Below are 19,260 nucleotides of genomic sequence, written 5' to 3'. Positions count from 1 at the left end.
TCAAGATCGACAACCCCGAAGTCACCGACCAACCCCTCGTCCGCCGCTTCAGAGTCGGCAAGTAAGCAACCGGCGCAAGCCAGCGCCTCACAACAACCCATCAACGCAAGGAGAACACTGTGGTAGATCAGGCGTATAACGACGAAACCCAGCGCGCGGCTATCCCTCACGTGCGCGATGGACAGAACGCCGTCGACCAGTCCCGCACGCACACCAGTGCACTCAGTGATGCCCAGAAGCACGACGTGTGGGGTGATGAAAGCGGCCCTGCAGCTGTGCGCTCGAGCTCTGTCAAGCTATTTACAGGCGTCGCTGACGTCCTCGCTAAAGAAAATGCCCTGATTGCACGCTTCATCGTGGAAACCGAGCACGCAATGGAAGCAGCTAAGCAGGCAGAGTGGGATGCAGAATATTCCTTTGCGCAAGTTGCCGCAGCCCTGAAGTCTGTTTCACGTTCAGACGAGGCACGTGCACTCACCGAAGAGCTTCAGAAAGACAAATACAAGATCGAGACTGACCAGCGTCAGGCGACGACTCCACAAATGGAAATCTCTTCCGAGATGGATCAGTCCGCCATTGGCGCAACGGACAGGGACTACAGCAAGGACTACAACAACGGAGCTCCCTCTGGTAATCAGACCCAGAAGCCTTCCTGATCCCCACCAGCTATAACGTCTATAACTTCCACTCTCCAAGGAGATAAAGCCAATGGTTGACTCACCAAACTACGAAAAACTCAAGGTTTTCTTGCAATACGCGAAGGCTAACGAAGAGCTGTCAGCGTGGAAGGCTGACCACGAAGAGGTCGAAAAAGGCTTCGAACAGGCCATCGAGCGCCTCAAGCAGTACCGTGATAGCCACGGTTTCACGGGTAAAGCCGGAAAGGCAATGGACAATTGGGTAAATAGTTCCATCCGTCGTATCAACGGCTACCGCGACCAGTACACTCGCGGCTATGAAGCCTACGAGGCTGGGCGCAGCGCCATGGCTGAAGCGTACGCAGAAGGCCAATCGATCAAAGATGAGCTCCTTGATGCGTCCACGGCAGCGATGCGATACAACCCGGTTGTTTTCGTCCCGGCCAGCGTTCCCAGCGGCGGTTTCTCCGTTGGTCCGGTGCGTGTCACCACCGGTTCCGCCTACGTTGACGCTGTCGAGGCCCAGGCGAACATCCAACGTGAAGAAGCTTGTGCCCGCATCCTCTCCACCGTAAACGACAGGACGTCCGAAGTTTCGAACGTAATGGAGAATTATGATCCTCTGTCCGCAATGGACCCGAAGGGCGTAGACGAAGAAGTCAGCAAAACCGACACTACCGGTGGCGGTGGCGGTGGCGGCGGCGGTTGGCGTCCCGGTGGCGGTGGCGGCGGCGGCCGTAGCGGCGGTGGTCACGGAGGCGGCGGTGGCTACTCGCCGGAGAATGGTTTTGGTCGCGAAGCTGGTCGTAATGGTGAGGGTTATCCGGGTGGCTTTGATAAGCCGTGGTGGAGCGAGGCCGACGCGGCTGCGGCGCGTAACCGCGTGATCGCTTCCGGTGCCGTCCCCCGGCAGGAGCTGCCCTACGGCGAGCTGGGATCGCGCACGAACCCGATCACTGACCCGCAGGACCTCATGGACACCGACCTGCTCCACACGCGCGTCAACGGTACGACGTATCGCAACGGCATCGTGGGCGGACACACCCCCGCACCCCCCGCGGACGCACAGCATCCGCTGTGGCGCCTCAACGGCGGCGGAGCCTCTGAAGCGGCGGCTGCTGGTCGCCTGGGTGGCGCTGGCGTGCTGGGCGCGGGCGCGCTGGGTATGCGCGGCGCGGCCCGCATGGGTTCGGGCTTTGGCGGAGCGTCTGGTTCTGCTGGTGGCATGGGTGCGGCCGGTCTGCGCGGCATTACCGGCACGACGGGTTCGGCGGGCGCCATGGGTGCTTCGAACCTGCGCGTAGGCACCTACTCAGGCTCGGGTTTTGGTTCCTACACTCCCCCCGCGTCCGTGGCCGGTGCTAATGGCGCGGCCGGTGCGGGCACCTCTGGTGTGACTGGCACGACCGGCGCAGGCGGTGGTGGCGCGGCTGGTGCCGCGGGTGCTGCCGGTCGTGGTGGTGCTGGTGCTGGTGGCGGCTTCATGGGCGGCGCTGGCGCGGGTGCTGGCATGGGCAAGGATGATAAGAAGGGCCGCAAGCGTAAGTACGTGGCTTTCACGGTGGATGATGATGAGGACGATCTGCCCGCCGGTTACGTCAATCCCTTGTCTCAGACCTATGGGACGGACCGCACGATTACTCCCGTCAAGCGGGAAGACGACGGATGGGACCTACGCCAGTGGTAACCACTCACAAGCCTGCGCCCCGCCACCCCCGCATGTTCGCGGGCGTGGCGGGGCGCGCCACGCGCGCCCTCACCACAGCCGCAAGCGCCCTCGCCCTGGCCGTCGGCGCCCTTGCCCTCGCGCCAGCCCCGGCGCACGCCGACGAGATCACGTCGCAGGAATACGTCTCCTACTACTATCTTGACTCCGCGCACGCAAAAGGCTACACGGGTAAGGGCGTGACCATCGCCCTCATTGACGGTCCCGTCGAGCTCAGCGACCCTGAACTGGCTGGCGCCAACATCACCGACAAGAGCCGCTGCACGATCAAGTCGTCCGAGGCAGGCAAGTACCATGCGAACCACATGGCTGCCCTCATCGTCTCGCAAAAGTATGGAGTCGCCCCGGACGCCACCTTGTACACCTACCAGACGTCCTCCAACGATGACGACCTGGGTACGTGCGCTGATGGCGGTAAAATCCAGGATTCTTTCGCGATCCTCATTAACCAGGCCATTGATGACGGCGCGCAAATCATTTCGATCTCCCAGAGCTCCTATGACCACAGCGACGAACTGAAGTGGGCGATCGCCCGCGCCATGAGCGAAGGCGTCATCATCATGGCCTCCACTGGCAACACGGGGCAAGATGAAAACGACTCGCACCTGAGCTGGTGGTCGGGTGTCGTGGGCGTCGCCGCAATAAACAACGAAGGCGGCTACGCCTCCGACTACTCCTCGTGGGGCCGAGGCGTCACAGTCACAGCAGTGGGCGGCCCGGTCAACGTTCGCGCATTTGACACCGGCAAGGTCGACACGACCAAGGGCACCTCTGTCTCGACGGCAATCGCATCCGGATTGATGGCATTGGCACGCCAGAAGTGGCCTGACGCCACCGCCAACCAGCTGCTCCAGCTTATGGTCAAGACGGCTCTGAACCCCGATAAGCAGTGGAACGATAAGACCGGTTACGGGGCGATCAGCCTCGGCGATCTGGTGAACACCGATCCCTCGCAGTACCCCAACGAGAACCCCATCGCACAAAAGCAGGGAGGGTCCTCACCCACCGTTGAGGAAGTACAACAGTACGGCGACGGCCTCATCGACCCCAGCACCAGCCGCATGGGCGATGCCTACACGTACCGTGGCACGGCTGAGGGCCCCATCTCAAACCCCCTCATCAAATCACCGGTACACCTGGGCACCAGCCCCGCATACCACCGGAAGTAACCCCATGACACGCACGCCAGCCACGCCCCGTTCTCCTCTCGCTTTCGTGGGGAGAGCGGGGCGCGCCGCGCGCGCCCTAACGACCGCTGCTAGCGCCCTCGCCCTATGCGTGGGAGCACTGCTCGCGGCACCGGCCCCCGCACATGCCGATGACACGATTACGACCCAGGACTATTTCTCGTATTACAAGCTCGATCAGGCGCGTGCCAAGGGCTATACGGGTAAGGGCGTGACCATCGCGATGATCGATGGGCCGGTAGACACCAGCGCACCCGAACTGGCTGGCGCCAACATCACCGACAAGAGCCGCTGCACGGTAAATAGCGACAACAAATCGAAGACACACGGGACGGCAATCGCCTCCCTGCTGGTTTCCAAAAATTACGGATTCCTACCTGACGCAACGTTGTACTCCTACCAAACCACTTTCCGAGATCAGCAGCGCTCCGCAGACTGTAACCCCGAGACTGGCACTGCACTCGATGAGTTGGGGGCGCTGATCAACTTTGCAATTAACGACGGAGCACAGATCATCACGATCTCCATCGCGGCGGGACAGATTGACGCTAAATTCGAACCAATATTGAATGCAGCGCTCAGCCGCGCTATCAACCAGGGCATTATCGTTGTGACCGGCATGGGCAATACGTCGACTGATAACGATGGCGCGAGCTACGCCAGCCGCAACGGCACGGTGGGTGTCTCCGCCATCAATCTGGATGGGTCATTCGCATTAGACTATTCCTCCTTCGGCGACAGCGTCACCACTGCCGCGTTCGGAGGTCCTATCAAAGCCCGTGACTATGATACGGGACAGATCAGAGATACAAGCGGCACCTCTATTGCAACACCCATCGTCGCAGCATCTCTTGCGCTGGCACGTCAAAAATGGCCGGACGCAACATCGAATCAGCTCCTGCAGCTGCTCATACACACCGGTTCAAACCCCCAACATGCGTGGAACAACCGCACGGGCTACGGAGCCGTCAACCCCGGTGCACTCATCAATACGGACCCCTCTCAGTATCCTGATGAGAATCCCGTGAGCCAAAAGGCCGACGACGCATACCCCACCGCTGAGATGATTCGCGACTACGGGGACGGGCGTGCTGACGCTCCGCTGGGCAAATACGATGACACGTACGTGTACCGAGGAACGGACGACATCTACATCCACGCGGATTTCCTGGCCCAGACACCGCACCTGGGCACCAGCCCCGCATACCACCGGAAGTAGCCACACCCCCACGCCCGAGCCCCGGCCTCGTTCAGCCTGATGCGCGAGCGCCCGGAATCGGACACACGAGAGCCCCTGCACCCACACGACCGTGGGCTGCAGGGGCTCGTCGTCGGCAGGCTACTTTTTCTTGCCGTTCGTCCTCTTGTGATAGCGCGGGCTCGTCCCCAGGTTCACGGGAGAATCATGCTGGTCGCTGAACGCCAAGCGCTCGTCCACTCCCCGGTAGGAGTACGAGTGATCGTTGTGGAGCTTCCTCGGGTCCACGACGCCATCGGCGTAGTCGGCGACGTCCCGGCGGCTCGGAACCGAGTCCTCCCCCTTGTCCATGAAGGGGTTCTCATCCGGGAAGTCCTTCGGATTCGTCGTCAGTAGCGCATACGTATCCAGCGCCCCGAAACCCGTGTACGGGTTCCACTGCCCGCCATTACCGCCCACACCCGTGCGCGCCAGGCCCTGCATGATCTGATTGCCCGTCGCACGCGGCCACCGCTCCATCGACAACGCCAGAGCGCCCGCGACGACCGGGGTCGCAAACGAGGTCCCCCACCATTCGCCGCGCTGCAATGACACACCGGAGCGAGCAATCGGACGCCCCAGGGCAGCAGTCGAAATCGGATCCCCCCAATTCGTGTAATCGGAGGCGTGCCCGTTCGTCTCGATCGCGGCCACACCCACGACGCCGCTCCACGCAGGCAGCCACTCCGTCGAATTCTGAACCGAATCGTTCCCCGCGCAGGCCACGACCGGGACCTGCTGCGTGATCGCCCGGGCGAGAGCCCACCGCATGTCCTCGGTGTACCCCGGGTAACTCGACGAGGTCGTGATCACGTCGACACCATCGTTGAGCGCTGTCTCGATGAGGAGCGACAGGTCAGAATACCCGCGGTCCCAGTTCCCCAGCGCGCAATCCGACCCGGTCGTATCGCCCATGAAGGACAACGTATACGCTCTTAATCGCGCGCCGGGAGCCATGCCGAACTGCGGGGACACCAGGATCTGCGCGATCACCGTCCCATGGTCCCAATACTTATCCTGCGATCCCACCGAACACGGGGCATAGGACTCGATGTGCGCACCCTGAAGCTCCGGAATCCCCGAGTTCACGGGTCCGTCAATCAGCGCGATCGTGACGCCATCGCCCGTGTACCCCGCCGATCGGATCGACGCCAGGTTGTAGTGGGAGTAGAAGGGCTGGTCCCCGGCGGTAATCGTTGTATCCGCCGAGGCCGGCGCCGCGGGAAGCACCAACGCTCCCACCGCGAGCGCCGCCGCTACTCCTGCACCTGCGCAACGACGCCACAAGCGTGCCCTCGTGTGTCCCAACTCTGTGTCCTTTCGACTATCTGTCCGCGTGCTACGGCATCGTCACGCACTGGGTGACGGGTGCAGACTCACGGCCGCTCGCCTCGGCGACGACGCTCACCGTCAGGCAGTTCTCGCCGCTCACGGCCGTCGTCGTCAGGGAGTTACGGCGCATGGTCTCAGCGACCACGGCCTCACCCGGGCGTTCCAGCACGTACTTGAAGACGAACTGGTCGGCCTTGTTCTGTCCCTGCTGGGGAATGTCCCAGTTCCACAGAATCTCCGTGCCCTTCGGGGTCGCTCTGACCTCGGCGACGGGGGCGGGCGGGGCACCACCCGCGTCGTTCACGCTGCCGCCGTCCGGCGACTCGCTCGCCGTCGGCCCCGCAGTCGGATCGGAGGAGCCGCCCACGTGAATGCTGTGTCCGCCGCCGGTCAGCATCGCGACGACCAGGCCGGCCGTCGCCAGCACCATCACGAGCGCGAGCACCGGGAGCACCCACGCGGGGCGCTTCGATTCACCCTCGACCAACCCGGTACGGTTCGTCGTCGAATTCCCGGCCCATGCCTCGTTCAACGAGGCGTTGGCACCATCCGCGAAACTCCCGCGGCGGGTGCGCGTACGCTCCGCGTCCAGGGCGGCCGGGGAAGGGGACGACAGGGCCGAGGAGGGCGCGCTCGAGGAGGCGACCACGCTCAGCTTCATCTCCGTGACAGGGCGGTGCATCTCGCGCTCGATCGTCTGCAACGCGTAACCGAGCGCCGCCGCCGACCCGAAACGCTGCTCAGGATCCAGGCTCATCGCGCGGCGAACAATCGCCGTCACCGCGTCGGGTACGCCCGGGCGGTCAATGCGCGACACGCGGCCGCGAGCCACACGCTGGGCGACCGTCTTGGCAGAGTTATCCCCGTCGACGACCTCGAAGGGCGAACGGCCCATCAGCAGCGTCCACAGGGTCGCGCCCAACGCCCACACATCCTGCGTCGGGTGAGCGCGAGCCGTGCCCGCGATCTGCTCCGGGGGCGCCCACATGACCGAGAAGCCGTCGCGGCCCGCGCGCGGATCCGTCCCCACCGGCTCCGAAACACCAAAGTCCGTCAGCACCGGCGACCCGTAGGCATTGATCATGATGTTGCTGGGCTTAATGTCGCGATGGACGTAGCCCGCGCGGTGCAGCATCTCCGCGCCACCGCACATGCGGATGATCATGGACAGCGCCCGGTCCGTCGCCATCGGGTTCGCGCGCACCTGATCGAGGATGTTCGCAACGGGGCAATACTCCATCACCAGGTACGGGCGACCATCCGGCGTGCGGCCCGCCCCGTAGAGCTGGGCGACAGCCGGGTGACCCGACACGAGAGCCATCACGTCCGCCTCGCGGGCGATCCCGGCCTCGCCGTCCGCCCCGCGATCTCGACGGGCAACCTTCACGGCCACCTCTCGGCTGGGCAGCTCCTGGCGGCACAGGAACACGTCCGCGAAACCACCCGACCCCAGAGGCCGGATCCACTGGTATCCCGGCAGCACCGGGACCATCCCGACGCGAGCGTCGCTATCCATCAACGTTTCCCTTTCCTACGACCCATACGCCCCATCAGCGAGCGACGCTTCGCCCCGGATGCGGCGGCCGCCTGGCGGCTCGCGCGTCGACGCCAGCGCAATGACTTCAGCGACAGGGCGTGGCGCACGCGCGCGAACACCGACACCGACGACGCCCACTCGCGGCGCAGCTCATCCACGTCCTCCCACGCCTGCTCGGCGTCCTGCGAACGCGCACCGGTGAGCGCGAAGTCCGCGACGTCCGCGCGGCGCGCAACCGTGACAACGCGAGGCACCGCGCCGGAGAACAGAGACCAGCCGGGCACACGCACGTCAGCCGCCGACCGTTTACCGGACTTGCGGGACTTGCGCGAGGGGGCCTCGCCACCCTCAGGAGTCTCGGGCGCCCACTGCGAGGCCAACGCCCACGCGACCTCCTGGCGCGTCAGGTGCGGCTCCACCACGAGGCCGGAGTCGATCGCCGTATCCACGAGCTCATCCCACGAGCCGCGCACAGCCTCCGCGGCGGCCGCCTTGCGGCGACTCTTACGTCGGCGAGACTTTGCCAGGAGCACCAACACAATCGGACCCAGCAGGATAAGCAGCGACAGGGACACCGTGCCGATCGCCATCCACGGGATGTGCAAGCCGTTCGGGTCGTGCGGGTCGGTCGCCTGGTCGCGGGTGGCCGGAGGCAACTCAACCGGCTGCTCCGGGGGCTCCGGCGGCTGCAAAACCTGCGGCTTGGGCACCGACTTCGGCTTATTCACCTGCGTCGTGGGCTGCTGGTCGCGCGGCGGCGTCGGGTCGAACGTCGCCCAACCGACACCGGGGAACTCGACCTCGACCCACGCGTGCATGTCTGCGCCCGTGAGGTCCACGTTGCCCGACGTCCCCTCGCGGTATGCACCCATGACGACGCGCGCGTTAATCCCCTGCGAGTGCAGCATGAGCGCCATCAGGGTCGCGTACTGCTCGTCGTCACCCACCAGCATGTCCGCGCCGATCATGCGCTGAATACGATCCTGGGAGGAACCCGGACGCGAGTTGATCGTGTCGTCGTTCGAGTAGTAGCCGTCCGTGTGCAAGAAGTTCTCAATCGCGCGGGCCTTCTCCAGGTCCGAACGCGCGGTTGTCGTATGCTCCGCGGCCAGAGTATCGACGTCCTTGGGGACATTCGTGTCGCCCCCGGCGTAGCGGGTTGCCTCGACGCTCGCGTACTCCGAATCCGCATGCTCGCGCGGCATCGACAGGCTCATCGTGTAGCCCATCTCCCCCGCCGGACCAGTCGTCAGCGCCGTCTCCGCCCACAGGTCGTAGTTCAGGCCCTTCTGCTGCGCCGCCGCATTCGGATCACCCTCATCGAAACGCAGAACGTGCACCTGGCCGATCGTGGGCACCCACGGACCCAGCAGCTGCGAGGTCGACACATTCGTCTCAAGCTCGGCATCGTCCGCGCTACGGCCCGGGATCGTCGAGCCGACGCGGCGGTAGCCCGCCGTCCCATCCGTGTTGGCCACGCTCATGCCGAAGGTTGTCCCGTCGTACACGTCCATCGCGCCCAGGCGCACACGCGCCTCCTTGGGCAGATTGGACACATGGATCAGGGAGGAGTCCTCAAGGTCCTTGTTGTAGTGGCGGTAGCTCGACAGCGGCGAGGGGTACTCGCGCGCATCCACGGGCGGTTCCACGACGTCGCGGCCCACGATACGGTCCGAGGCCGTGGGACCCAGCAGGGACGCAGCGGGGATCGCCGCGGCGACCATCACGCCCACCATCAGCGCACCCATGCCCACGCGCCACCACACGTGCACGACCTGGCGCGAGGACCCGCCCATCGTCGTCGACGCCGAAGTCGTGGACGACGACATGCCGATAACGATGTCCGTTCCCGAGCGAGCCCGGCCAATCGCCGAGGCCCACGACCACCAGGCGATGAGGGCCACCCACCAGACAATGACGAGCGCGAGGTTGGGGGTGTGGCCCGTCGGCCCCCACACGATCGCGATGACGCCGCACAGGATGAGGGCCACCGAGCCCCACATCGGGCGCCCGTAACGCACCGTCACGACGCCCGCCGCGACCGAGCACACGAGGCACGCCATCCACGGCACCATCGCCGGCCCCACGTACGAGGCCGCGGGCGGGGTCAGCGTCAACAGATCCTTCCAGGCCTCGACCGCGCCGATGACGAGGGTCTGGAGGGTACGAGACGTGGGCACCACGCCCCACCGGGTCGTCTCGCGCAGGGCAGCGGCGCCGCCAAACAGGAAGTGAGCCGCGACGACGGAGGCCACAATCGAGAGCAGGTCCCAGCGCCACTTCGACGCCGCCCACGACACGAGCAAGCCGACGAGGACGCCGACGCCCGCAGCGATCGCGCCCTGTCCCCCACCGAAGACGGACTCGAACATGACGACCGGGCCCACGAAAAGGACACCGAGGACCAGTAGCGACCACGCGGGCATCGCCGCGCGACGCATCGAAGCGCCCATCGTCGTCTCGGACGTATCCGAACGACGCGAACGACGCGGCGGGGCCTGATGGGCAACGGGACGAACGGGAGCGCTCACGCCTTCACCCCCCTCGACACCAGCATCGGCAAATCTTCCAGCGACGGGCAATCGATGATGACGCCTCGGCTGATCTTCCGGCGACGCCTCGCACGCCCCGGAACCACGCGAATAACGGACACGACCACGTCGACCGGCGCAATATTCGCCAGGCGAGCAGCCTCCTCGTCATCCACGGACTCACTGACCACGATCGACAGGACAGAAATCCCGCCGCGCTCCATGACGCAGCGCCGCACGACGCCCGCGAAATCCGAGCGCGTCGACGTCTCCATCTCCGACAGGGCATCCAGCATCGCCGTCGGCGAGCCCGTGGGAATCCACGCGTCCGCCGTGTGCATCGACACCGTGCGCGCCTCGCCAGAACCGGCGATCGCCAGCGACGCCGCGACGGACACACCCGTCTCAAAGGCGCGGCGTCCCCACGCGTCAATCCGGGTATCCAGCAGCACCATGTGGTGCGAGCGGTGCGTCTCCTCGAACTGGCGCACGATCAGGCGCCCAAAACGGGCCGTCGACGGCCAGTGGACCGCACGCCGGTCGTCGCCCGGCTCGTAATCACGCAAGGCGTGGAAGGACACGTCGGAGCTCGTCAGCTTCTCGCTGGCCACACCCTCGACATCCATCTGCATACCCGTCGCGTCGAAAGAAAAACGCACCGTCGGCGGATGCACGTGCACGAGGATCGGCTCATCCCACGAACGCACGCGGCGCAGCAGGCCCAGGCCATCCATACGCACCGTGCGCGCAGGGCCCACGTTGATGACGCCGCGGCGCTTCGTCATCACCGAGAATGCCTCGTTCCACGTCCCGTTCCCGCTAATCGGAGGAACCAGGAACTCGCCACTGCCTCGTCCGATCGTCACCTCCACGAGGGTCGAACCCGACCGGCGAGCCGACTCGTTGACGACGCGCACCCGGCCCACCGCCACCTGGCCGGCGACGATGCGGTCATTCTTCATGCGCAGCGACACCGACAGCGGCGACGGCGAGGCCACCGAGGCGATCGCCACCACCAGGGCCACCAGGCCCATGACGGCCACCACGAAGCCCTCGATCCAACCGAAGGCACCCGCGGCGATCGCACCCGCGATGAGCGCGACGCTCACCGACCAACCGACCGGCGTGAGCGCGCCGAGCCAGCGCGCCAGCCACACGACGGCGGGAACCGCCTCCAGGCGAGTGCGGGCGTTGCGCCACGCAGCCTTGAGGATTCGACGGAGTTTCTTCACGTGCCTACCTCTCCGGCTTACACTCGCCGAGGATGTACTGGCCTCGGTTGAACACGTCCGCGGAATCCGCGAGCGTCACCACGCGCGACGGAATCGGGCCAGCCCCGTCCACGCGCACCGTGGCCGTGCTGTTATCACGATCCGAACGCACCGTACAGATGTGCGGGATCGACGCGCCGCCATCCCAGCCCGGGGCGCTGAGCGTAAACGTGTGGCAGGGCCCCACAAAGTACCCGCGCTCGTTACCGCTACAGGTCTCCACCCACTGCGCACTCACGTCGAGCTTCGTCGTCGTAATCGGGCGCGCATTCATCGGCGTCGAACCCATGGCGTTGACAGCCACGACCGACGCGTCGTAGCGAGCGCCCTGAGCCAGACCCGTGAAGGTCGCTTCGGTGGTTCCAGCGCCCACGGTCTGCGTCTGACCGCCCACGGACACGCGAATCTCGCTGACGGCGGGGTTAGCGCCCACCGGGTCCCAGTGCACAGTCACGCTCGAGGAGGTCACGCTCGTGAACACCACGTTCACCTGCGACGGGGCACCCGTCGCCTGGCCGACCGCGGCCACCGCGTCGGAGGCTACGGGACGATTGTTCAAGCCCGTGCCCGTCTGGCAGAAGTAGAACGTGGTCGGCTGCCAGCCACTGACCAGCAGAATGTCACCGTTAGAGACCTGCGGCCCGCTGGCACACGCACCCGGCGATTCGGCGTAGCGCAGCGTCAGGTTCGACGCGTCAAAGCCTCGGCCCGGAACGGGCGCCAGACTGTCGACGCGCACCTTGCCCGCCTCGCCGATACCGGACAGCGTCGGGGCCGCGATCGGCGCGGGAACCGTCGCGACGTTCAGCGTCGTGGTCGCAGCGGCCGACTGGTCACCCTCGGCGTTGAACGCCACCACCGTCACGGGCAAGTTGGGACCCGTCGGCACGTTGGGAACCTCAACGCTGGTCGCACCCGGGTTCGCGGTGGCTGGCACGCCACCCACCGTGACCTCCGTGCGGCCCCAGCCGCTTCCATTCGGGCTACCGAGCGACCAGGACACCATCACGTTCGCACGCGACGCGTCGGCGCCGATACCCGACGGGTAGGCGGAGACGTCACCCGGCGTGTCCGGCGGGCCGTGCGGGCTGGCCTGCGTCGAACTGGATACCGGCGAGGGGGTCTTCGCGTTGTTCTGCGCCTGGATGGACACCAAGTAGCTGGCGCCGTTACGCAGGCCGCGAACAGTCGTCGAGGTCTCCGAACCGGACACCGACTGCGCGATCGGCTGACCGCCCGCCAGCGGCGCGACGAACACCGTGTAGGTGTGAACCGCCGATCCCCTGGTGACCGCAGGCGTCCACGAGACGATCAGGCCGCCGTCCGTGCCCTGGACCGTGGGCGCCGCCATCTGCTCGGGCACAGCGTCCACCAGCACCGGCGCGGACGCCGACGACGGATCCGAATCTCCGGCCTCGTTGTGGGCGATGACCGTAAAGGAGTGTTCGACGCCGTTTTGCAGGCCCGTCACTTCCATGCCGGGGTTACGCGTATTTTGCGAATGCCCGTCCACCGAGTCGATGATCGTGTAGCCCGAAATGGTCCCACCGTTGGCAGCGGGCTCCTGGAAGGACACGAACGCACTGCCCGGGCCCGTCGCGGTCGCGGTCACGTTCTGTGGGGGATCGGGGCGGTCCAGGACCTTGACGATGACGCGGCCCTGCACGATGCGATCCGGGTCGTTCGTCGCGTCCATGACGCGGTAGACGACGATCATGTCGCCGTGGAAGCCCGCCTTGGGGGTCACCGTCAGCACGTTACGGTCGCCGGCCGCGCTGCCCTGACCCACGTGCACGGACGCGTCCAGGACCACGAGCGGATCCGGGAACGGATTCGTCGTGTACTCCGACAGGTTCACGGTCGCCGTCTGACCGGCGTTGACCTTGATGCGCGCGTCCGTCGTCGTCACGAGGGGCTTCGAGGACTTCACGATCGTCACCGGAATATCCGCGGTGACCGCGCCCGAGCCGTCGTCCACGCTCACCGTGATCGCGCCGACCGGCCCCTTGGGCTGGTCCTTCTTGCCCGCAACGGTCAGCGTGTAGCCGTCCAGGGACACGTCGATGCCACCGGGGACCTTCGCCACGCGGTAGTCGAAGGAGCTCTTCGCCTGGTCGTCCGGGTCGTCGACCATCTGCGTGAGGTCCACGGTCACGTTCTCGCCCTGGCCCACGAGAATCGGGGTCGGGGTCAGGCGCGGGGGCATGTTCCTCGCGGGCTGAATCGTGATCGGGATCGTCAGCGTCGAGGACAGGGCCGAGGCGTCGTCCGCCGCGCCGTCACGCACCGTGAACGACACCGACGCGCGGCCCGAGGCCGTGTCAGGGGCCGTCAACACGATGTGCGAGGAATCCTGCAGCGCCACCGAGTCGATGCCGCCGCTGGACTTCACGGTCGCCGCGTCGGTGATGATCGGGGAACGCGAGTGATCGCGCACGAGGACGTAGTCGTTGATGTCGAGGGTCAGTGAGGACCCCGCGCGCATCGCCACCGGGATGCGCGTCATATCGAGGCGCGGGGCCAGCAGGTCCGTACCCGGGACCGTCACGACGGCGCTCGCCTTGAGCCCGTCGGGGTCCGTCACCGTGTAGACGACGAGGCGTCGGCGGGCCTCGGGGCTGATCGACAGGTTCTGGCCGGACACGCTCACGCCCGAGCCCTCCGCCGAGACCGTCAGTGCAGCCGTCGTGCCATCCGGGTCCTCGTCGTTCGCGAGAACGGGGACGCTCACAGGCTTCGAGTCGGCGGGCAGATCGGCCACGGACACGACGTCGTCGCGGGCAATCGGTGCGCGCAGCGGCGCATCGGCATCGACCGTCACGGTCAACTGCCCCTGGGCACGACCTCCTCGCCCATCTTGAATCTGGTAGGCGACGACGAACACGCCGTTCGTCTGGGGGGCCTTGACGGTGACCGCATCCTCGGCCACCGACACGGTCGCCGAGGCATCCGAGACCGACACGGTCGCCGGATCCGTATCGACGGAGAGAGCATCGCCGTCCGCATCCAGGTCGTTGCTCAGGACGTTGACGCTGACCTCGCGGCCCGGCCGCACCGTCACCGAATCCGGGACGGCCGTCGGGTTGTGGTTCTGCGCGCCGGGAGGCGCGATGCCGACGCGCACGCGCGCACGGCCCTGCACGCCGAGGCGATCCTCGACGATGTAGGAGAACGTATCCGTCCCGGTCGCGTCATCGGAAGGCGTGTACTCCAGCCACTCCGTGCCCAGCACGACGCTGCCCTTGGCGGGCGGCTGATCGATACCGACGAGGGCCACCGAGTCGCCGTCCGGGTCGATGCCCGTCAGCGGCACGGGAATACGCGTCATCTGGCCCTGCACGGCCCACGCGCTCAGTGCCTTGGGAACGGGGGCACTGTTCGCGGCGGAGGCCGCCACGACCTCGAACGTCACGGTCGACGTCGCACGGTTACCCACAGAATCGACGACCGTGTACGCCACGCGCACGACGCCGGCCTCCGAGCCGGCCGAGAGGCGCACCTGGTTGCCGGTGACGAACACCGTGCCCAGCTCCGCACCCGACAGGACAGTGACGTCGGGGTCCAGGCTCAGCGACAGGCCAATCGGCGAACGATCGTTCGCCAGCACGTTCACCGAACCGATGTCGTCAGCACGCACCTTCGCGGTGTCCGGCGTGGCCTCGGGCGGCGTCTCCTCGCTCTGCGCGTCCGTCGGGATGACGCTCACCTGAGCGGTCGCCGACCCCGCGCCGTTGGACACCGTGTACGTAAAGGACGTCACGTCGGACAGACCCGCGGGCGCAGTAATGCGCAGCAGGTGGCGCTCAATGAGAGTCACCTCGAGGCCCGAGCTCGCGGGCACGTCGATCGACTGGACGACCAGCACGCCGCCCGACGGATCCGTGTCGTTAGCCAACGGGGCGATCAGCGTCGCACCGCCGCTGGGCAGCACCGCCAGGTCGTCCTCGGCAATCGGGACCGCGTTCGTGTCGTCCGCGACCACGTCAACGCGGATGACGCCCACCGTCGTGGAGGGCCCATCCGACACCGTGTACGTGAACTGGAACGAGCCCGGCACCGACCCCGTGAACGTCAAGATGCCTCGCGACAGATCCGCGGACACGGACGTACCCGCCGGGGCCGTACCCGACGCGACCAGGGTCAGCGCGTCGCCGTTCGGATCCGTGTCGTTCGCAATCGGGTCGAGGGCGAGGGCCTCGCCCACGCGTGCCACGTAGAAGTCAGCGCGCGCCACCGGTGGGACGTTACCCGCCTCCTGGACGCTCACCTGCAGCTCGCCCGTCGTCTCCGCGTGCCCGTCCGAGAGGGTCACGCTCAGCACCTTGACCCCCGCTCCTGAGCCGAGGTCGTGGATCTGCACCGTTCCATCCTCCGTGAACTGCACGGCGATGCCATCGGGAGCCTCCACGGACTTCAGGAAGAACTGGTCACCATCCGGATCAATCCAGTCCGACAGCAGGTTGTACTCCACCTGCGCATTCGCGCCGACCTTGATGACCGGGCGCTTCATCTGGCGCGGCCCCTCGTTCTGCGTCCACGGGTGGATCGTCACGTGCACGGTCGCGGTGGCGCCCGCGAGGCCATCCGAGGCCTCGTACGTGAAGGACGTCGACCCGCTCGTCAGATTCTCCGGAACGTCCGTGATCTGCAGGGCGCGCCCACCCCTCGTGCGCACGACCGTGCCGAACTCCGGGTTCGTCACGGCGCGCGCCGTCAGCACGTCGCCGTCATCATCCGAGTCATTGTCGAGGACCGGCAGCAGCGTCGAACGACCCGGGCGGATGCCGAAGTCGTCATCCACGGCCTCGGGCGGCGTGTTCTTGTCGTTGTGCTCCGGCTCCGAGACCTGCTCGCGCTGGTCCGGGGTCGGGGTGTCCTCTTCCTCCTGCTCCTCGGTGGGGATCTGATCCCAGTTGTTGACGAGGACCATGTTCTTATCCGGCAACCACAGCGTGCCCGTCGACACGTCGTTGAGGACGATACGCGTGCGGTTCGTGCGGAAGACCGCGGAGGAGGCCTCGGCGAGCGTGGGAACCGTCTGCGCCTGATTGCGCGACTTATCCGTGCACGTGCGCACAAATGCGCCCGAGCCCGCCCACGCGCCGTAGGAGCAGCCGTTATGGAAAACGGGGGCAGCCGGGTTGCCCTTCGTGCCCGCGTCCGAGGCGGGCTGGCGGTCCACCGACTTGCCGTTCAGGGAGACGGCCACGAGCTCGGAATCCGTCGCGAGGAGCACCGAGGCCGCGTCGTCGCCGGGGGCCTGTAGGACAGCACCGGTCACATGCTCCTCGGCGAGGTCGCGGACCTTCCCGTCGGGCATGACGAGGGTGTTGCCGGCCTGGTCGTAGATGACCGGCTTGTCGCCGACCGCCGTGATCGACAGGGCGCCGGAGGGCTGGAATCCCTTGAGTGTCGTGCTCTTCGCGCGCCACGTCTGGCCTTCCTTCACGACCGTGACCAGAGACGAAGAACCGGGAGAGTAGGCGAACACCGTGCCCGACGGCGACACCGTGACGATGCCGTCGCTCAGGTCCTTGGCGACCGCGTCCTCGTTGGCAAACGACATGGTGGCGGGCTCTCCCGCGTTACCGACCCACAGGAGACCGGCGGCCGGATCGAGGACCGCGAGGACGGAGCCGCCCTGCACCTGGGTGGCGCCCTCGGGCAGGGTGACGGCCTGGCCGATCGAGAAGGAGGTGGGTTTCACGGGCGACACCGTGCGCGTGACCGTCTCCCCCAGCGTCACGTCGCCGCCGGCCTGACCGATGTCGAAGGACGCGGACTTGACGGAAACGGTGCCGTCGAGCATGAGCGCGTCGTAGTTGAGGTGGCCCAGGAGCTTACGATCCTGGTTCGTCACCCAAATGCCACCGTCATCGACGCTGACCTGGGTGACCTCGACGCCGCGGTAGACCACGGCGAGGACGCAGAGCATCGCGGACACCAGCAGGACGGCGATTGCGGGCATCCGCTTCGACCAGCTGTTTCGCGATTGACGCGCCTTGTTCATGTCGCTTCCTCAGTCTTCATGTGCGCACTGTTGTGGGGCGGTATCTGTATCCGTGTGGCCATGGTGAGCCATTCCAAGGATACACATCGACCAACCCTATGGATAAACGCCCGAGACAACAACAGGTACTGAATAAGCGCACGTGCGTGGTGACTCGTTCGCGCGGTGTTCCCGCGCTTCCCAGGCCTGCGAGAACCTGACCACAGTGACGTATTTGGATACTCATTCTCGTTCGACGAGGCCGGAGCCAGGCCCTTTCCCTCCACGGGCCCTACGCGCACGGGCCCGACGCGCTCGACGCACGTCGTTGCGCCTCTCGGCCCACACACCTGCGGCCTTCTTCGCGCGCGCGAACCGCAGATGAGGGTGGGTCGGGTTACGGTGAGTGCATGGCGAAAGAGAAGATCACGTACCGCTGCTCCGACTGCGGCTGGACCTCCCCCAAGTGGGTGGGCCAGTGCCGCGAGTGCGGGGCGTGGGGCACGGTCGACCAGGCCGGCGAGGTCACGGGAGGCGCGCGCACCACCGCCACCACACCGCGGCGTCCCGCGCTGCCTATCGGCGAGGTCGACGGGGAGCGGGCCTCGTCGCGCTCGACGGGCGTGGGCGAGCTGGACCGGGTCCTCGGCGGCGGCATCGTTCCGGGCGCGGTCATCCTCCTGGCCGGTGAGCCCGGCGTCGGTAAGTCGACACTGCTGCTGGACGTGGCCGCGAAGGCCGCGCGCACGGCCGCGGCGGGCGGGCGCGGCCCCGTCCTCTACGTGACGGGCGAGGAATCGGCGGCCCAGGTGCGCGGGCGCGCGGAACGCATCGGCGCGCTCGAGCCGAACCTCCTCATCGCGGATGAGACGGAACTCGGCGTCGTCCTCGGGCACGTCCAGGAGGTCTCCCCCTCCCTGCTGATCGTCGACTCCGTGCAGACCATCTCCTCCTCCCAGGTCGAGGGCGGGGCGGGCGGGGTCGCGCAGGTGCGCGCGGTCGCGGCATCCCTCATCCGTGTCGCTAAGGAGTCCGACCTGCCCACCCTGCTCGTCGGCCACGTGACGAAGGACGGCGGCATCGCGGGCCCGCGCGTGCTCGAGCACCTCGTGGACGTCGTCTGCCAGTTTGAGGGCGACCGCCATTCGCGCCTGCGTCTGCTGCGCGCGGTGAAAAACCGTTACGGTCCCACCGACGAGGTGGGCTGCTTCGAGCTGACGGACTCGGGGATCTACGGCCTCGCTGACCCCTCCGGGCTCTTCCTGTCGCGCACGACGCGCGGCGTGCCCGGCACGTGCGCGGCCGTCTCCCTGGAAGGGCGCCGCCCACTGCCCACGGAGATCCAGTCGCTCGTCGCACCCTCGTCGGGTGGCTCGCCGCGGCGCACGACCTCGGGCGTCGACCACGCGCGCGTCGCCATGATCCTGGCGGTCCTGCAGGCCCGCATCGGCGCGGACACGTCGGGGGCGGACGTCTACGTCTCCACGGTCGGCGGTGCCCGCACGGTTGAGCCGGCGATCGACCTCGCGATGGCCATCTCGATCGTGTCCTCGCTCAAGGGCGTTCCCCCTCGCGCCGACCTCGTGGCGGTCGGAGAGATCTCCCTGACGGGCGAGGTCCGGGCGTGCACGGGCACTCAACGTCGCCTCGCTGAGGCCGCACGCCTGGGCTTCTCCTCGGCGATCGTTCCCGCTCAGGGCAGCGAGGATCTCGCAGGCGTCGACGGCATCACCGTCTTTACTGTGTCGGATCTGGCGACGGCTATTCGTGTCGCTTTCCCGGCAGACTCGCAATAATAGGTACCAAACCTAC

Annotated in this window: 10 protein-coding genes; 5 read left to right on the top strand and 5 right to left on the bottom strand. The window is 66.6% G+C overall.

Features of this window, described 5'->3' with window-relative positions:
* The first annotated feature begins 119 nt into the window (after nucleotides 1–119).
* Genes QP415_RS06560 through QP415_RS06545 form a run of 4 tightly spaced genes read left to right on the top strand, consistent with a single transcriptional unit; the run spans nucleotide 120 to nucleotide 4,770 of the window.
* Nucleotides 120–656 (top strand): hypothetical protein, encoded by a 537-nt coding sequence (locus QP415_RS06560; protein WP_048677072.1) that lies wholly within the window; start codon nucleotides 120–122, stop codon nucleotides 654–656.
* A gap of 52 nt (nucleotides 657–708) precedes the next feature.
* Nucleotides 709–2,325 carry a hypothetical protein gene (locus QP415_RS06555; protein WP_285099478.1) on the top strand — a complete coding sequence of 539 codons (1,617 nt, stop codon included), beginning with the start codon at nucleotides 709–711 and terminating at the stop codon, nucleotides 2,323–2,325.
* Complete coding sequence (locus QP415_RS06550; protein ID WP_285099477.1) at nucleotides 2,304–3,533, top strand: S8 family serine peptidase; 1,230 nt, start codon at nucleotides 2,304–2,306, stop codon at nucleotides 3,531–3,533. The genes QP415_RS06555 and QP415_RS06550 overlap by 22 nt, the downstream gene beginning before the upstream one ends.
* Before the next feature lie 4 nt (nucleotides 3,534–3,537).
* Nucleotides 3,538–4,770 (top strand): S8 family peptidase, encoded by a 1,233-nt coding sequence (locus QP415_RS06545; protein WP_048675477.1) that lies wholly within the window; start codon nucleotides 3,538–3,540, stop codon nucleotides 4,768–4,770.
* Nucleotides 4,771–4,890: 120 nt separating this feature from the next.
* On the opposite strand, the gene QP415_RS06540 is transcribed toward QP415_RS06545, so the two are convergent.
* The 5 genes from QP415_RS06540 to QP415_RS06520 all read right to left on the bottom strand — a co-directional run bounded on the left by QP415_RS06540 (nucleotide 4,891) and on the right by QP415_RS06520 (nucleotide 17,469).
* Complete coding sequence (locus QP415_RS06540) at nucleotides 4,891–6,018, bottom strand: S8 family peptidase (RefSeq protein WP_285099476.1); 1,128 nt, start codon at nucleotides 6,016–6,018, stop codon at nucleotides 4,891–4,893.
* 109 nt (nucleotides 6,019–6,127) lie between these two features.
* Complete coding sequence (locus tag QP415_RS06535) at nucleotides 6,128–7,636, bottom strand: serine/threonine-protein kinase (protein ID WP_285099475.1); 1,509 nt, start codon at nucleotides 7,634–7,636, stop codon at nucleotides 6,128–6,130.
* A complete protein-coding gene (locus QP415_RS06530) occupies nucleotides 7,636–10,110 on the bottom strand; it encodes a transglutaminase-like domain-containing protein (RefSeq protein WP_306559579.1) in 2,475 nt (824 codons plus the stop codon). Before QP415_RS06530 ends, QP415_RS06535 begins: the two co-directional genes overlap by 1 nt.
* Before the next feature lie 74 nt (nucleotides 10,111–10,184).
* Nucleotides 10,185–11,420: a DUF58 domain-containing protein gene (locus QP415_RS06525; protein WP_285099473.1), complete on the bottom strand. Its 1,236-nt coding sequence runs from the start codon at nucleotides 11,418–11,420 to the stop codon at nucleotides 10,185–10,187.
* A 4-nt stretch (nucleotides 11,421–11,424) separates the two neighbouring features.
* Nucleotides 11,425–17,469 (bottom strand): Ig-like domain-containing protein, encoded by a 6,045-nt coding sequence (locus QP415_RS06520; protein WP_285099472.1) that lies wholly within the window; start codon nucleotides 17,467–17,469, stop codon nucleotides 11,425–11,427.
* Nucleotides 17,470–17,858: 389 nt separating this feature from the next.
* Here QP415_RS06520 and radA point away from each other — a divergent pair, with 389 nt between their 5' ends.
* Entirely contained in the window at nucleotides 17,859–19,244 is a 1,386-nt protein-coding gene (radA, locus tag QP415_RS06515; RefSeq protein WP_048675449.1) for a DNA repair protein RadA, read from the top strand.
* The last annotated feature ends 16 nt before the right edge of the window (nucleotides 19,245–19,260 follow it).

It is taken from the genome of Pauljensenia sp. UMB3104 (assembly GCF_030217285.1).
GTDB lineage: Bacteria > Actinomycetota > Actinomycetes > Actinomycetales > Actinomycetaceae > Pauljensenia.
Note: the sequence above shows the minus strand (reverse complement) of the source record. Positions and strands in the feature narration are given on the sequence as shown.

Bases quoted from the DNA above. Each gene is read 5' to 3' on its own strand.
- QP415_RS06555 (WP_285099478.1), top strand. From the start codon at position 709: ATGGTTGACTCACCAAACTACGAAAAACTCAAGGTTTTCTTGCAATAC.
- QP415_RS06545 (WP_048675477.1), top strand. From the start codon at position 3,538: ATGACACGCACGCCAGCCACGCCCCGTTCTCCTCTCGCTTTCGTGGGG.
- QP415_RS06550 (WP_285099477.1), top strand. From the start codon at position 2,304: ATGGGACCTACGCCAGTGGTAACCACTCACAAGCCTGCGCCCCGCCAC.
- QP415_RS06520 (WP_285099472.1), bottom strand. From the start codon at position 17,469: ATGAACAAGGCGCGTCAATCGCGAAACAGCTGGTCGAAGCGGATGCCC.
- radA (WP_048675449.1), top strand. From the start codon at position 17,859: ATGGCGAAAGAGAAGATCACGTACCGCTGCTCCGACTGCGGCTGGACC.
- QP415_RS06535 (WP_285099475.1), bottom strand. From the start codon at position 7,636: ATGGATAGCGACGCTCGCGTCGGGATGGTCCCGGTGCTGCCGGGATAC.
- QP415_RS06530 (WP_306559579.1), bottom strand. From the start codon at position 10,110: ATGGGCGCTTCGATGCGTCGCGCGGCGATGCCCGCGTGGTCGCTACTG.